General features: G+C 53.1%; 12 protein-coding genes. 11 read left to right on the top strand and 1 reads right to left on the bottom strand.

The window, feature by feature from the left end:
* Positions 1–184: 184 nt before the first annotated feature.
* The 11 genes from glmU to ACJJI3_RS17035 all read left to right on the top strand — a co-directional run bounded on the left by glmU (position 185) and on the right by ACJJI3_RS17035 (position 13,176).
* The gene (gene glmU, locus ACJJI3_RS16985; RefSeq protein ID WP_444940373.1) at positions 185–1,546 is read left to right on the top strand and encodes a bifunctional UDP-N-acetylglucosamine diphosphorylase/glucosamine-1-phosphate N-acetyltransferase GlmU; all 1,362 of its coding nucleotides are present in this window, start codon (positions 185–187) and stop codon (positions 1,544–1,546) included.
* 125 nt (positions 1,547–1,671) lie between these two features.
* On the top strand, positions 1,672–2,763 hold the full coding sequence (gene pdhA / locus ACJJI3_RS16990) for a pyruvate dehydrogenase (acetyl-transferring) E1 component subunit alpha (protein ID WP_282930588.1): 1,092 nt from the start codon (positions 1,672–1,674) through the stop codon (positions 2,761–2,763).
* The gene (locus ACJJI3_RS16995; RefSeq protein ID WP_444918629.1) at positions 2,763–3,758 is read left to right on the top strand and encodes an alpha-ketoacid dehydrogenase subunit beta; all 996 of its coding nucleotides are present in this window, start codon (positions 2,763–2,765) and stop codon (positions 3,756–3,758) included. The genes pdhA and ACJJI3_RS16995 overlap by 1 nt, the downstream gene beginning before the upstream one ends.
* Positions 3,755–4,972, top strand: coding sequence for a dihydrolipoamide acetyltransferase family protein (locus ACJJI3_RS17000; RefSeq protein ID WP_444940374.1), 1,218 nt, complete (start codon positions 3,755–3,757; stop codon positions 4,970–4,972). Before ACJJI3_RS16995 ends, ACJJI3_RS17000 begins: the two co-directional genes overlap by 4 nt.
* A gap of 118 nt (positions 4,973–5,090) precedes the next feature.
* The gene (locus tag ACJJI3_RS17005) at positions 5,091–5,915 is read left to right on the top strand and encodes a DeoR/GlpR family DNA-binding transcription regulator (protein ID WP_282930591.1); all 825 of its coding nucleotides are present in this window, start codon (positions 5,091–5,093) and stop codon (positions 5,913–5,915) included.
* A gap of 2 nt (positions 5,916–5,917) precedes the next feature.
* On the top strand, positions 5,918–7,747 hold the full coding sequence (glmS, locus tag ACJJI3_RS17010; protein ID WP_444892405.1) for a glutamine--fructose-6-phosphate transaminase (isomerizing): 1,830 nt from the start codon (positions 5,918–5,920) through the stop codon (positions 7,745–7,747).
* 24 nt (positions 7,748–7,771) lie between these two features.
* A complete protein-coding gene (locus ACJJI3_RS17015; RefSeq protein WP_444940375.1) occupies positions 7,772–8,650 on the top strand; it encodes an alpha/beta fold hydrolase in 879 nt (292 codons plus the stop codon).
* A 157-nt stretch (positions 8,651–8,807) separates the two neighbouring features.
* On the top strand, positions 8,808–9,824 hold the full coding sequence (locus ACJJI3_RS17020; protein ID WP_444940376.1) for a zinc-binding alcohol dehydrogenase family protein: 1,017 nt from the start codon (positions 8,808–8,810) through the stop codon (positions 9,822–9,824).
* A 310-nt stretch (positions 9,825–10,134) separates the two neighbouring features.
* Positions 10,135–10,950, top strand: coding sequence for a class II aldolase/adducin family protein (locus ACJJI3_RS17025; RefSeq protein WP_413663852.1), 816 nt, complete (start codon positions 10,135–10,137; stop codon positions 10,948–10,950).
* Positions 10,951–11,161: 211 nt separating this feature from the next.
* Positions 11,162–12,781: a Na+/H+ antiporter gene (locus ACJJI3_RS17030; RefSeq protein WP_282930595.1), complete on the top strand. Its 1,620-nt coding sequence runs from the start codon at positions 11,162–11,164 to the stop codon at positions 12,779–12,781.
* Positions 12,782–12,825: 44 nt separating this feature from the next.
* Positions 12,826–13,176: an AraC family ligand binding domain-containing protein gene (locus ACJJI3_RS17035; RefSeq protein ID WP_444940377.1), complete on the top strand. Its 351-nt coding sequence runs from the start codon at positions 12,826–12,828 to the stop codon at positions 13,174–13,176.
* A gap of 14 nt (positions 13,177–13,190) precedes the next feature.
* Here the strand turns inward: ACJJI3_RS17035 and ACJJI3_RS17040 are convergent, their stop codons facing one another.
* The gene (locus tag ACJJI3_RS17040; RefSeq protein ID WP_444940378.1) at positions 13,191–15,047 is read right to left on the bottom strand and encodes a monovalent cation:proton antiporter-2 (CPA2) family protein; all 1,857 of its coding nucleotides are present in this window, start codon (positions 15,045–15,047) and stop codon (positions 13,191–13,193) included.
* Position 15,048 lies beyond the last annotated feature (1 nt).

Below are 15,048 nucleotides of genomic sequence, written 5' to 3' on the forward strand. Positions count from 1 at the left end.
TGTTTTGTTGGGTTGAGTAACCGGTTGATTTCACAGGGGGTAAATTACCGGGATCAAAGCGGCGCAGCAATCTTAATGCGTTGAATACCAGGGCCCCGGGGCGAACTGTTGTTCGCTTGAGTAAACCGGGTCTAGTGGCCACAATGCACTCAAATTTTGTAGACGATTGGAATATCGACCCGTTATGACTATCGATGTTGTTATTTTGGCCGCCGGAAAAGGCACCCGCATGCACTCTGACCTGCCTAAAGTGCTGCATCCTATTGGCGGTATTCCCATGCTTGAGCGGGTAATTGATACCGCCATGTTGTTGGGAGAGGTGCAGATTACTGTAGTAATCGGGCATGGTGCAGACCTGATACGTGACCGCTTCGCTGATCGTGGTGTCAGGTTTGTGGAGCAGGAGCAGCAATTGGGTACCGGACATGCAGTTGCCCAGGCCGTGCCCCATTTCCGCGAGGGAGCTACCGTTTTGGTGCTCTATGGCGATGTGCCTCTGGTCAGGGCCGGCAGTTTGCAATCACTGCTATCGGCAGCGGATCACGGACCTGCCCTGCTGTCAGTTGAAATGGCCAATCCCGCCGGTTACGGGCGCATAGTGAGGGATAACAGCGGCTGTGTGCAGTCGATCGTAGAGGAAAAGGATGCCGATGCGGATACCCTGGCTATCCGTGAGGTCAATACCGGCATTTTGGCGACTCCTGGAGCACTGTTGGCTCGCTGGTTACCGGAGTTGTCCTGTGACAATGCTCAAGGTGAATACTACCTGACCGATATTATCGGTCGTTCGGTCAGTGAGGGGATTCCTGTAACGGGAGTAATTGCCAGTGATCCGCTGGAAGTGGCGGGAGTAAATAGCCGTGCGCAGCAGGCTCAGATGGAGCGCGCTTTGCAGCATAACCATGCGACCAGTCTTATGAATGTGGGGGTGACTTTATTGGACCCCATGCGTATAGATGTTCGCGGCAGCCTGGAGTGCGATACCGATGTCTCTATTGATATCAATTGCATTTTCGAAGGGACAGTTTCACTGGGTAAGGGGGTACAAATTGGACCTAATTGCCTGCTAAAAAACTGTCGCCTGGCAGATGGCACCAAGGTAGAGGCCAATTCCATTATCGAAGGCGCTGAGATTGGTGAGGCTTGCACTATTGGTCCCTTTGCACGTTTGCGTCCGGGCACAGAGCTGGCCACCGGTGCCAAGGTGGGTAACTTTGTCGAAACCAAAAAAGCCAAAATTGGTGAGGGCAGTAAGGTTAATCATCTCTCTTATGTCGGTGATGCCCTGGTGGGCGAAGCGGTCAATATCGGTGCTGGCACCATTACCTGTAATTACGACGGTGTGAACAAGTCCCTGACCGAGATCGGCGACAATGCCTTTATAGGTTCTAACACAGCTCTGGTAGCCCCAGTAACTGTGGGCGCCGGAGCCACAGTGGGTGCTGGCTCCACCATTACCCAGGCTGTGGGGAGCAAAGAGTTGGCGGTAGCGCGTAGCAAGCAGCGCAATATTAACGGCTGGCAGCGTCCGACCAAGAAAAGCTAAATAACCCTTACCGTAATTGGGTTGCCCCTCGGAAACTATAATTCCGGCGGGCCTTCCCTCTCCACGCCTGTTGATAGCCACCCTATCCATTAAACTTGCGCTTCGGGAACAAAAGGAATGGCCCGATGCACAAGCCCAGATTACAGCTGCTTGCCAGTTTTGATATTGCTTCGCTGCAATATTTGGATGAACAGGGACAGACGACCCAAGCCCTACCGGAATTTGCCACCCCGGATACCCTGATTGCTTACTACCGCCAGATGACGTTGGCTCGTATGGTGGATGATCGCGCGGTAAAAATGCAGCGTACCGGTCAACTTGGCACCTATCCCTCCAGCCTCGGCCAGGAAGCTATTGGTGTTGGTCTCGCAGCCGCCATGGCCAAAGAGGATATCTACTGCCCCAATTACCGGGAGACAGGCGCTCTTCTGGAGCGGGGCGTTACTATCGAGGAGATCTACGCAATCTGGGGGGGCGATGAGCGGGGGCAGAACTTTCGCCATAGCCGCGAAGATTTGCCCTTGAGTGTGCCTATAGCCACCCAGATGTTGCACGGTGCCGGTGTAGCCTTTGCCCTGAAATATAAACATGAGCATTTCGGTGAACCCATGCGCGTCGCTGTTTCGACCGGCGGCGATGGATCTACTTCGCGGGGAGACTTTTACGAGGCGATAAACCTGGCTGGGGATTGGCACCTGCCTTTAGTGATAGTGATCAACAACAATCAATGGGCCATTTCCCTACCGCGAGATGAGCAAACTGCCTGTAAGACTCTGGCACAGAAGGCTATTGCCGCCGGAATACCCGGCTTGCAGGTAGACGGCAACGATGTGATTGCCGTTCGTGAGGCGGTGGGTGATGCCGTGGAGCGGGCGCGCAGTGGTGCTGGCCCAGCTCTGATCGAGGCGATCAGCTATCGCCTGTGTGACCACACCACCGCCGATGATGCCAGTCGCTACCAGCCCAAAAAAGATGTCAGTGAAGCCTGGTCCCGAGAGCCTCTGCAGCGCCTGCGATCCTACCTGGAAAACTGCGGTGCCTGGGATGATGCACAGGAAGAAGAGCTGCAACGGGAGCTGACCCAGAAGCTGGAGAGAGCGGTCCACATCTACCGGGAAACCCCCAGAGATGCCGCCACAGCAATATTCGACCACCTCTATGCAAAGTTGCCGGAGCCTTTTCTGGAGCAGTATCAACAGTTGCAGGGAGATAGCTAATGGCTGAGATAACTTTGGTCGAGGCTGTCACCCAGGCTCTGGCTTACGAGATGCAAGCAGACCCGATGGTGGTTCTATTTGGTGAAGATGTTGGTCTGAACGGTGGCGTATTCCGCTCTACCGAGGGGTTGCAGGCCAGGTTTGGCCGGGACCGGGTGATGGATACCCCCCTGGCCGAGACCATGATTGCCGGAATGGCTGTCGGTATGGCGGTGCAGGGCCTGCGACCGGTGGCTGAATTCCAGTTTATGGGTTTTATCTATCCCGGTCTCGATCAGATCCTTAGCCACGCCTCGCGCTATCGCAATCGCACCCGCGGCCGTCTCTCCTGTCCGATTGTCTACCGGGCCCCCTATGGAGGTGGAATCCATGCACCGGAGCATCACTCCGAGAGCACCGAGGCCCTGTTCGCCCATATTCCAGGTCTGCGCCTGGTGGTGCCCTCCTCTCCTGCACGGGCCTACGGTTTACTATTGGCGGCGATTAGAGACCCGGACCCGGTAATTTTCCTGGAGCCTAAACGTATTTACCGAGCAGTTCGTCAGGAAGTGCCCGACTCTGGTGAAGCTCTACCGCTGGATCGCGCCTTTGTGTTGCGGGAGGGCTGCGATATTACGCTTATTGCCTGGGGCGCTTCCCTCAAAGAGACCCTGCAAGCCGCAGAGCAGCTCGCAGAGGAAGGGGTAGAGGCTGAGGTTATCGACCCGGCCACTCTGAAACCCCTGGATATCCACACGGTAATAGACTCCCTGGAGAAAACCGGGTGCTGTGTCGTTGTGCACGAGGCGGCCAGGTTCTGTGGCCTGGGTGCCGAGTTGGTCGCACAGATTAATGAGTATGCCTTCGATCTTTTAAAGGCACCGGTACAGAGGGTGACCGGTTTCGATACGGTGATGCCCTACTATCAACTGGAGGATGAGTATCTACCCGGAGTGCCGCGTATTTTGTCGGCCGTACAGGAAGTGCTGGACTACGCCAACGGAGGGCCACAATGAAGACTTTTACCCTTCCGGATCTCGGCGAAGGTCTGCCCGATGCGGTAGTGCGGGAGTGGCATGTCAAAGAGGGAGACACCATAGCCGCCCATGAAACTCTGGTGACAGTGGAAACCGCTAAGGCCTTGGTGGAAGTGCCGGCTCCTTGGGGCGGCACTATTGAGAAGCTATTTGCGGCAGTGGATGAGACTGTGAATGTTGGCGATCCCCTGGTGGGATTTATGGCCGAGGGAGAAGTCGCAGTTGAAAGCCCGCCCACTAAAGCTGAAGAATCGGAACAAGAGATTAGTCCTCGGGCCGACAGCGGCACGGTGGTGGGAAAAATAGAGCAAGGGCAAGGTGTGTTGGGGGCTGAGCGGGGGCCGGAGGTGGGCTTGAAGCGACTGGCCACCCCGAGAGTACGGGCCCTGGCCAGGCGTTTGGGGGTAGATTTACAGTCAATATCACCTGCGGGTGCACTGGTAACGGAAGCTCAGGTACGCACTGCGGCGGGGCCGGGAGCAAAGGCCAAAACTGTGGCGAAGGGGCAGCATCCATCACCTGCCCGCGCTTCTGCCGAACAAACTACAGCCGTTGCCCCTCAATTCGATTATAAGTCTGAAGTCATGACGCCTGCACGTCGCGCAATGGGTTTGTCCATGAGCCGAGCGCGGGATGAAGTAAAGCAGATAACGCTGTGTGACGATGCGGATATTTCCAACTGGTGGGGTAGTGCTCCGGCGCTGCTGCGATTGATTCGTGCAGTACAGGAAGCTTGTGAGGCGGAACCTACCCTCAATGCCCTGTATCAGGATGAGAAGCTTGCGCCACAGGGCAGTATCAATATTGGCTTGGCAGTGGACTCTCCACGAGGGCTTTATGTGCCGGTACTCAGGGATGTCGCCCAGCGTACTGATGAAGATCTGCTCCAGCAGGTGGCGGACTTTAAACACCAGGCCCGCGAGACCGGGATCGCCCAGCGAGACCTTCAGGGGGCAAGCATACTTCTCTCCAACTTCGGCTCCATAGCCGGTCGTTATGCCACTCCGGTAGTCATGCCGCCCACTGTTGCCATTGTCGGTGCCGGGCGGGTGTGCCAGGGAGTTGTGGTGGTCAATCGATGGCCGGCACTTCGCCCCCTACTCCCTCTCTCTATCAGTGCCGATCACCGGGCCGTTACCGGTGGAGAGTTGGCGCGCTTTCTTCAGGCAATGTTGGAAACTTTGTCCCTCTAACAGCCTGGTGAGTCCTATACCGGTATCTAATCAGTTGAGTAATGGTTATTGATAAAAGTTGTGGGAACTTTAGTTTCGTTTTGCTATCTTTAAGTTTCGAAACGAAACTTGTATACCTATGTCCAAACGTAACACCCAACAGCGCCGCCACGGCATTCTCCACTTGCTAAATGAAGTAGGAGAGACCAGTGTCGAGCAATTGGCGCGGCAGTTCGGAACTTCGGAAGTTACGATTCGAAAGGATCTGACGGCAATGGAAAATCACGGCTTGTTGCTGCGTCGCCACGGTGGTGCTATCCCAGTGCCGAGGGAGTTGGTCAATGAAGAAGGGCCCTCAGGGAGCAAGCGGGCCATTGGTCGAGCCGCTGCTGAACTGATACCGGATCACCATCGAATTGTGATCGATTACGGTCGCACCACGGCGGCAATGATTCCTGAGCTTGAAAGCAAGCGCGGCCTAGTGGTGATGACCAACTCGCTGCATGTGGCCAATGCACTGCGCGAACTTGAAAACGAACCGACGCTGTTGATGACCGGAGGCACCTGGGACCCACACTTTGAGGCCTTCCAGGGGCAGGTTGCAGAACAGGTACTGAGGGGATACGACTTCGATCGCGCTTTTATTGGTGCCGATGGAATCGATTTGCAACGCGGTACCTGTACTTTTAATGAACAAATTGGCCTCTCCCGCGTAATGGCGGAAGTTGCGCGGGAAGTGGTTGTACTGGCGGAGTCCAGTAAAGTGGGGAAGCGGATTCCCAATCTGGAATTGTCCTGGGAGCAGGTCGATATCCTGGTAACTGATGATGGCCTGGCGGATGCCGTGGGCCAAAAACTGGAGCAGCTGGGTATCCAGCTCATTTGTGCCGCTGAAGACAGGAGCAGAGGCGCTCAGCCTGAAATGTTAATGGGCGGCGAGACTCCCAGGTTAATGAGGAAATAATTATGTGCGGAATCGTAGGTGCGCTGGCACAGCGCAATGTGACGGGGATTCTTCTGGAAGGGCTGCGCCGCTTGGAGTATCGCGGTTACGACTCAGCCGGAGTCTGCTTAAGCAGTGGAGATGGCCAGCTGCAATTGCGCAAAAGCCTGGGCAAGGTCGCAGATTTGGAAGCCAAATTAAGTGAGGAGAGCGCCGAGGGTCATATTGGCATTGCCCATACCCGTTGGGCTACCCACGGTGTTCCCTCCGATGAAAATGCCCATCCCCATCTGTCTGGCCATATCGCTCTGGTTCACAACGGCATTATCGAAAACCATCAGGAATTGCGTTCAGAGCTTCAGGGAAAAGGCTATGAGTTTGAGTCTGAAACCGATACTGAAGTTGTGGTTCACCTTATTCACTCATTAAGTGCCGAGGGCCGCAGCCTGGTCGACTCAGTGACTGAAGCCACGCATATACTGGAAGGTGCCTACGCCCTCGCGGTTGTTAGTCATGAAGAGCCAGAAGTTTTGGCCTGTGCCCGCTCTGGTAGTCCGCTGGTCCTGGGGGTGGGCATTGAAGAGAACTTTATTGCATCTGATCCCATGGCCCTGCGCCAGGTGACTGATCGCTTTATATTCCTCGAAGAGGGCGATGTGGCGGAAGTACGTCGCGGTGGCATCGCAGTTCGAGACAAGTTGGGAGAGGAAGTCAGTCGCCCGGTGCACAAATTGACCGGCGGTCATGAAGCTACCGATAAAGGGCGCTATCGCCACTTTATGCAGAAAGAGATTTTCGAGCAGCCCCAGGTGGTTGCAGCCACTCTGGCGGGCCGTATCGGTGAGCGCTCAGTGTTGGCCCAGGCCCTTGGTGCCCGCGCCCAGGAGATTTTGCCCAAGGTGCAGCAGGTACAAATAGTAGCCTGTGGCACCAGTTACCATGCGGGCATGGTAGCCCGCTATTGGCTGGAGGACTGGGCCGGTATTCCCTGCTCGGTGGAAGTGGCCAGTGAACTGCGCTATCGCAAGAAAGTGGTGCGTCCGGGAACGCTGTTTGTGAGTATTTCCCAATCCGGGGAAACGGCCGATACCCTCGCCGCCCTGCGCCAGGGCAAGGACCTGGGCTACCTGGCCTCCATGACCATCTGCAATGTGCCCAATAGCTCATTGGTGCGAGAATCTGAGCTATCGCTAATGACTGAGGCGGGCCCTGAGATTGGTGTGGCCTCAACCAAGGCCTTTACGACCCAATTGGTAGCATTACAACTGTTCTGTATCGCCCTCGCCAAGGTCAACGGCCTGTCGGCGGAGCGTGAAGCTGAACTGGTCAGCGCCTTGCACCAGTTACCTGAGCTTATGGAGAGTTTTACCGGTCTGGATAAGGTGGTTAAAAACACCAGCAAGGCCTTTGCAGAGAAGAATCACGCGCTTTTCTTGGGGCGTGGTGTCGAATTCCCCATTGCTCTGGAAGGCGCTCTAAAACTGAAGGAAATTTCCTATATCCACGCAGAGGCCTATCCCGCCGGCGAATTGAAGCACGGCCCCCTGGCACTGGTGGACGGCGATATGCCCGTGGTTGTCGTTGCCCCCAATGATGAGCTGCTGGAAAAACTCAAATCCAATTTACAGGAAGTCCGTGCGCGGGGTGGGCAACTGTTTGTTTTCGCCAGCCCCAAGGCCGGATTTACCAGTGAAGAAGGTGTTACCGTGGTGGAAGTTCCAGATTCCCCAGAGAGTCTGGCGCCGATTCTCTACACCGTGCCGCTGCAGCTATTGAGTTACCATGTGGCGTTGCTAAAAGGTACGGATGTGGATCAACCCAGAAACCTGGCTAAATCAGTCACGGTTGAATAACCGTTCACCTGCCGCAAAAGGTTTATGCACAAGCGAGTAAAGCTGTGTGAATTTACTACCTCTGATAGCGTCACCCTGCGCTATCTAGAGGCCGGCAGCGGCCCCATATTATTGATGCTACACGGCTGGTCCCAGGGGGCGGTGTTGTATAAACATCAGCTCGCAGGGCTCAGCGATCAGTTTCGTGTGATCGCGCTGGATATGCGTGGTCATGGTCAGTCTGACAAGCCCAATCATGGCTATCGAATTTCCCGCCTCGCCAAGGACTTGCAAGAGCTGATCTCAAGTCTGCAACAGGAACCCCTTCATTTACTCGGCCACTCCGCCGGCTGCTCGGTGATATGGAGCTACCTGGAAATGTTTGGTGGGGATAGGGTCAGTGCACTAGTGCTAATCGATGAACCCCCCTGTCTACTGGCAGATCCCGCCTGGAGTGAAGCGGAGCGATTGGCAGCTGGAGGCATACTGACCCCGGAGAGCCTCTTCCAGTTTGTGGATAACTTGGTTGGAAAAAAAGGTGCTGAGGCCACCCGCCAAATTCTTATGTCTATGGTCACGCCTTTAATGGGGAAAACCCAACGGGATGAGCTGGTTGCGGTTAACCTGCAGTGTCCCCGTCGCTGGGCTGCAAAGCTTTTTGTGGATAACGTAACAAAGGACTGGCGGGATTTTATCCCCAGGATTGATAAGCCGACGCTAGTGGCTTTCGGTCGTGCCAGTCCACACCCAATAGAGTGCCAGCAGTGGATTCACCAGCAAGTTGCGGGTTCCAGGCTTGAGATCTTTGATGTGGCGGAAGGAGGAAGCCATTTCCTGTTTCTGGAAGCAGCGCAAAGATTTAATGCCTTGGTGAGTAAATTTCTTCTCAAGTTTTCCACAGATAGCCATTTCCCCGTGCCCTAGTTCAGCTTTGTGGATAACTGTGGATAGAGTTATCCATAGACACTGGAATTTAAAAAAATAATTGAAACAGCTTCTGCGAGAAGGCAGTTTTTCCTGTGGATATTCCTTTTTAAGATACCTTCACACTAGTTACCCCATTTGGAAAAGGATAAAACTGATGATGAAGGCCGTCGGTTATCAACAGTCTCTGCCAAGCAGTGATAAAGAAGCGCTACAGGATATAACCCTCCCCATACCGCAAGTCTCCGGCCGGGATCTGCTTGTAGAAGTACAGGCCGTTTCAGTTAACCCGGTAGATACTAAGGTGAGGCAGCGGGCCAGCCCGGATACCGGTCAGTGGAAGGTACTTGGCTGGGATGCTGTGGGCATAGTGAAAGCGGTAGGCCCGGAAGCGGGACTCTTTAAGGTTGGCGATCGGGTTTGGTATGCGGGCGATATCTCCCGTTCGGGCAGCAATGCCCAGTACCAGCTGGTGGATGAGAGAATCGTTGGTACTGCCCCCAAGACGGTTGGCTGTGCCGAGGCAGCGGCGCTGCCTCTCACTGCGATTACCGCTTGGGAAATGCTATTCGACCGCCTGCAAGTTGCGGTGGGTAAAGGGGCAAACAACAAGTCACTGCTGATCATTGGTGCCGCTGGTGGCGTGGGTTCGATTATGATCCAGTTGGCCCGTCGTCTGACCAATTTGACTGTGATAGGTACTGCTTCCCGCCCCGAAACCAAAAGCTGGCTTGAAGAGCTTGGAAGCCACCATGTGATCAATCATCGGCAGTCTCTTAGCGAACAGTTAAGCCGCGAAGGCATCGATGGCGTCGACTATGTCGTTAGCCTCACTAATACCGAAGAGCACTTGGCGGAAATTATCAAAAGTATCAGACCTCAAGGGAAGTTTGGTTTGATTGACGACCCCGCCTCCTTGGATGTTATGGCACTGAAGCAGAAGAGTGTGTCTCTTCACTGGGAGTTTATGTTTACTCGCGCGCTGTTTTCTACCGAGGATATGGTTGCCCAGCATGTTCTGTTGAATGAACTTGCGGAATTAATTGACCAGGGATTAATTAAAACCACTATGGGGCAGAATTTTGGGAAAATAAACGCAAACAATCTTTTAAAAGCGCATCAGCTTATCGAATCCCAGGCTGCAAAAGGAAAGATAGTCCTGGAAGGTTTTTGATAGAGTAAACTCTCTCCTACTCAGGGTCATATCTATGACATCTGGGTGGGAATTTACTTTGAGTAAGCAGTCCTAATTATTCGATAAAAGAAACTAAGTGCAAGATACTTATTTTTCATTATTTGGCAGTAAATTTTTGCTTATATTTCTACCGCGCGAAAATAAACTGATAGAAAAGACATCAAAGTCACTTTTATATTTTTCCGCATTAAGCAGTCACCATTTTATTAAGTTATTAATCCTCGCATAGAAAATAAAAGTCATGCTATAACCATGCCTCGGCATTTTCCAAAGATGAGAGGGCCGCTAGGTGGCTACAACAGAAAAAAATAAAACAAAAACCGGTATTGATGCTGCTGTTATGAATGGCGACATCAATATGTTGCTTGGCGAGCCAACCCAGCCGCCAGAACAAGTTCGTGAAGAGCGTAAGAGAAAGCTGACGGCGGCTTTTCGCCTGTTTGGAAAATTTGGATTTGATGAAGGTGTAGCCGGTCATATCACTGTCCGTGACCCGGAATATGACGATCACTTTTGGGTCAACCCTATGGGGGTTTCCTTTAAACAGATGACGATGTCACAACTGTTGCTGGTCAATCATCAAGGAGAGGTGGTTGAGGGGGATGGTTACCTTAATGGCGCTGCCTTTACTATTCATTCTCACATTCATAAAACCCGCCCGGATGTGGTAGCCGCTGCGCACGCCCATTCCCTTTATGGGAAAAGTTGGTCTACTCTCGGGCGTCTTCTGGATCCCATTACCCAGGATGCTTGTGCCTTTTATCAGGACCACGGTTTGTTGGATACTTTTTCCGGCGTGGTATTGGAAATGGGAGAAGGCGCAGCCCTTGCTAAAGCCTTGGGTAACCACAAAGCACTGATATTGCAGAATCACGGCTTGCTGACGGTGGGTAAATCCGTCGATGAAGCTGCCTGGTGGTATATCACTATGGAAAAAAGCTGCCAGGCTCAGTTACTGGCGGAAGCAGCTGGGCAGCCTATTTTGATCGATCCAGAGGTGGCAATACGAACCAGGGCGGTTGTGGGAACTGAACTGGCGGGATTATTTAGCTTTCAGCCTCTCTACAATGTAATTGCAAAAGAACAGCCGGACATGTTTGAGTAAAGAAACCCCAAAAACGCTGCCAAATTTGCAGAGTAATTTTTTGGAGCGCTGCAAAGTGCCGGCACGTTTTCTCAGAATTTATTCCCTGTTTTCTATTCTCGCATAAACTTCCTGATATTGAGTGAACAGCATTACGGAGTTATTCAGAGGCTCCCTAGTTACTCGATAGAGATCTATTTCAATAAGGCGTCACAGGGAACTGTAGCGAGTAATGCACTATCTGGTTATTGCGCTGGTGCTGTTGTTAGTTGTGGCCATTACCCTGGTTATTGCACGCCTGTTGCCTTTACCTATTCCACTGCCTCTATTGCAAATTGCTGCGGGAGCAATACTGGGTAGCTTTTTGGGAATAGAAATACCCCTCGAGCCAGAAATTTTTTTCCTGCTGTTTGTTCCGCCCTTATTGTTTATTGCCGGTTGGCGAATACCGAAAGGCGCTCTGTTTCGAGATATCGGTGCCATTGTTACCTTGGCTATTGGATTGGTGCTTTTTACCGTTGTGGGTATGGGATATTTTATTTCCTGGTTGGTGCCGGTCATGCCAATGGCGGTGGCTTTTGCAGTAGCGGCAATTTTGGCACCGACCGATCCCGTGGCGGTATCGGTGGTCCACGGTGGAACTTCTATGCCACCACGGCTGGAGCATATCCTCGCCGGAGAGTCCCTGTTTAATGATGCCTCGGGATTGGATATTTTCCGTTTTGCAGTGATTGCTGCCCTCACTGGGACCTTTTCATTTCCCCACGCACTGGCTGGTTTTTTCTGGGTCGCTATCGGCGGTGTGGTTATTGGTGCTGGAGCGGCATTTGCCTGTGGATATATTTTGCGCCTGCTGGTCAGAATTGGCGGTGAGGACACTACTGTACAAGTTCTAGTGAGCTTATTAGTGCCCTTTGCGGCATATATCGCCGCCCATACTTTACAGGTATCGGGTATTTTGGCGGCTGCCAGTGCTGGAATTGCGACTCACTATACCACCTTACACGGCGCGGAAATGTCGACTACACGGATGGACCGCCGTGCAGTATGGAAAACAGTACAAGCAGTTCTTGACGGTATTATTTTTGTTTTGTTGGGAGAGCAATTGGTTCGAATTACCGGAGCCGATTTCTCCGGCGCGCGCCACACCGGTGACTTAACAATTATTTTTTATGTCCTGGCAATATTTGTTGTACTACTTCTCCTGAGATTTGTGTGGGTATGGGTATCACTATATCTCTCACGTTTTGGGCAGAAAGTAGAATCTTTTGGTACCCATTTTTTATTGGTTAGCGTGTTGACTATCGCCGGGGTAAGAGGGGCGATTACATTGGCGGGAGCCTTTTCCCTTCCCCTCGCTATGACAGATGGAAAGCCGTTGCCCGGCCGTGATTTAGCCCTGATTATTGCAATGGGCGTTATCTTGCTTTCCTTATTGCTGGCAAGTTTTTTATTGCCTGTTCTACTGCGCCGTTTACCCGAAGCCCCCAATTTTGCCGCTATCGGTGATGAAAAAGGTGCGCGAATATCTGCTGCCACAGCAGCAGTGAATCAACTAATGAATATGCGTCATGATATTGATCGAGGCGAAAAAGATCGCGATCTCGCTTTTGAGGCGGTGGATCACCTTTTGGCTATTTATCGGCGACGCATAACCCTAGGAGAAGATGAAAGCGAGGATATTATCTGGATGCGTTCCAGGGTTGAGCGTCATTACCACCTTGCCGCACTTTCCGCTGAGCGCGAACAACTGTTGGAATTGCGTGTCTCCAGGAAGATTGATGATGAACTCCACCGCAAATTGGTTTTGGAGGTCGATCTGGTAGAGGCGAGCTTAATTAACAAAGAATAAATTTTCTCTTGTAATAGACACGCTTAAATTGGTGAAAACTTGATATGGAGTTTGTAGAGCTGTGTTCAGTTAATGGGGTTTCCCGTTTTCAGAAAAGAAAAATAGACAGTCCCCAGCGCGAGCCCCTGGGTAATTACTCAATCCCCTATCCCGCCAAGCAGGTGCAGTTCCGGGAGTTTAGCGAGGGGCAGCGTTTTGATTGGCACTGTGCCCCGCAGGCGCAGTTTATTCTTTATCTTGAAGGCAGGGTGAAGCTCACGACCAGCTCCGGTGAACAATATATCTTTGCTCCCGGAGATATCTTATTAGCCAATGATTTACACGGAGAGGGGCACATCAGCGAGAGTCTGAGTCCGGGCAGGGCTGCCATTGTCGTGCTTAATGACAGCCCCTAGGGCCAATAACTGGCCTATTGTTTTTCCATCTCGGGCTTGGCTTCTTCCCAATAGTGATCCAAGTGCAGGTCCTTGTCGCGGCGGTCTTGTTGTAACGCCTGTAAAAGCTGCTCGCGATAGATTCGGCTTTGCGCAATATGCTGGGACTCATCGCGCCAGTAGGGGAAAAGTGCCTCCAGCATACGCTGGTCGTGCTGCTTGAATTTCAAGGCGGCGCGGCGCGCCTGTATGGGACTGAGTCCCAATAGTTCCAGCGCCTTTTCGCCGATGGTCAGGGCCGAGTCCACGGTCTCGCGGAAGATATAGCGGACCCCGGCTTCCATCAAAGCATATTGGTGCATACGGTTGCGGGCCCGGGCGAGGATGGTCACATTGGGGAAGTGTTTTTGCAGCTGGGCCACAATTTCCAGACAGGCGGCCTGGTCGCTCAAGGTCAGGATAACCAGCTTTGCGTTTTGGGCTCCGGCGGCGCGCAGCAGATCCTCTCGCGAGGCATCCCCGTAGTAAGCCTTGATACCATAGCGGCGCACCAGATCCAGCTGTTCTGCATTGCGTTCGAGCAAAGTGGTATTGAAACCGCAGGCATTTAGAAGTCGCCCGGCGATCTGCCCAAAGCGCCCGTAGCCAATAATGATTACCGGTGAGCCGGAATCCACAGGCGGTGATGTATCTATGTTGGCGGGAACCTCTGGGCCGGTGACAAACCGCGGCTGGATAAACTGTTCGTAGATCAGCAGCAGCACTGGTGTCAGGGCCATGGTCAGAGCAATTTGAGCTACTAACAGGTTGCCGACGTCCGCACTCAGGACCTGAAGCTGGGTAGAGAACGCTACCAGTACAAAACCGAATTCACCGGCTTGCGCCAATGACAGAGCGAACAACCAATCCTCGCCCTTTGACATTCGCAAGGTGCGCGCCAGGGCAAACAGCACGGTAAATTTAACCAGCACCAACGCCAATGCTAATCCGATTAGCACCAGCGGGTTGTCCGCGATCAGGGAGAAATTCAGGCTGGCACCCACGGCGATAAAGAAGAGGCCCAACAGCAGGCCCTTAAAAGGCTGTATATCCGCTTCCAGCTCATGGCGGAACTCGCTCTCGGCCAGCAGTACCCCGGCGAGGAAAGTACCCAGTGCCGGCGATAGGTCCAGCCAGGTCATTACCGCAGCTGCGGCAAATACGATAAGTAGCGCGCTCACGGTAAACAGTTCGCGCACTTGGCTGCCTGCCATTAGACGCAGTAAGGGACCGAGCAGGTAACGCCCGGCGAAAATAAAAGCCAGCATGGTGCCGATAACTGCCGATGCGTAATACCAACCACTCAAGCCACTTTCATGGGGGCTGGCAGCGGTACCTGCCAGCAGTGGCAATAGCGCGAGGATGGGAATAACAGCGATATCCTGGAACAAAAGTACCGCAAATGCAGCGCGCCCGCCCTGGCTTTTCAGCAGGCCCTTTTCACTGAGGGATTGCAATACGATCGCAGTTGAGGACAGTGCCAGGATCAGCCCGATAGCCACCGAAGAGCGCCAATCCATCTCGGAAAAGGCGAGAACCAATCCAGCGATGGCCGCAGCGGAAAACAGTAGTTGGGCACTGCCGGTGCCGAGGATAGCACCGCGCATTTTCCACAATTTCTTCGGCTGCAGTTCCAAGCCGATCAGGAACAGCATGAGTGCAACACCAAACTCGGCAACGTGCATTTCATCGCTGGCATCGCCGACTAAGCCTAGGGCACTTGGGCCTATGGCCACACCGGCGAGTAAGTAACCGAGGACTGAGCCCAGGCCCAGGCGGGTGGCAATGGGTACCGCAATCACTGCGGCAGCCATGAAAATTACTGCCTCAATAAGGAAGCCGGAGTGTTCCATT

This window comes from Microbulbifer maximicatervae (SeqCode), assembly GCF_052466985.1.

Excerpts from the sequence above, each read along its gene's own strand:
- glmU (WP_444940373.1), top strand. The coding sequence starts at position 185 with ATGACTATCGATGTTGTTATTTTGGCCGCCGGAAAAGGCACCCGCATG.
- pdhA (WP_282930588.1), top strand. The coding sequence starts at position 1,672 with ATGCACAAGCCCAGATTACAGCTGCTTGCCAGTTTTGATATTGCTTCG.
- ACJJI3_RS16995 (WP_444918629.1), top strand. The coding sequence starts at position 2,763 with ATGGCTGAGATAACTTTGGTCGAGGCTGTCACCCAGGCTCTGGCTTAC.
- ACJJI3_RS17000 (WP_444940374.1), top strand. The coding sequence starts at position 3,755 with ATGAAGACTTTTACCCTTCCGGATCTCGGCGAAGGTCTGCCCGATGCG.
- ACJJI3_RS17005 (WP_282930591.1), top strand. The coding sequence starts at position 5,091 with ATGTCCAAACGTAACACCCAACAGCGCCGCCACGGCATTCTCCACTTG.
- glmS (WP_444892405.1), top strand. The coding sequence starts at position 5,918 with ATGTGCGGAATCGTAGGTGCGCTGGCACAGCGCAATGTGACGGGGATT.
- ACJJI3_RS17015 (WP_444940375.1), top strand. The coding sequence starts at position 7,772 with ATGCACAAGCGAGTAAAGCTGTGTGAATTTACTACCTCTGATAGCGTC.
- ACJJI3_RS17020 (WP_444940376.1), top strand. The coding sequence starts at position 8,808 with ATGATGAAGGCCGTCGGTTATCAACAGTCTCTGCCAAGCAGTGATAAA.
- ACJJI3_RS17030 (WP_282930595.1), top strand. The coding sequence starts at position 11,162 with ATGCACTATCTGGTTATTGCGCTGGTGCTGTTGTTAGTTGTGGCCATT.
- ACJJI3_RS17035 (WP_444940377.1), top strand. The coding sequence starts at position 12,826 with ATGGAGTTTGTAGAGCTGTGTTCAGTTAATGGGGTTTCCCGTTTTCAG.
- ACJJI3_RS17040 (WP_444940378.1), bottom strand. The coding sequence starts at position 15,047 with ATGGAACACTCCGGCTTCCTTATTGAGGCAGTAATTTTCATGGCTGCC.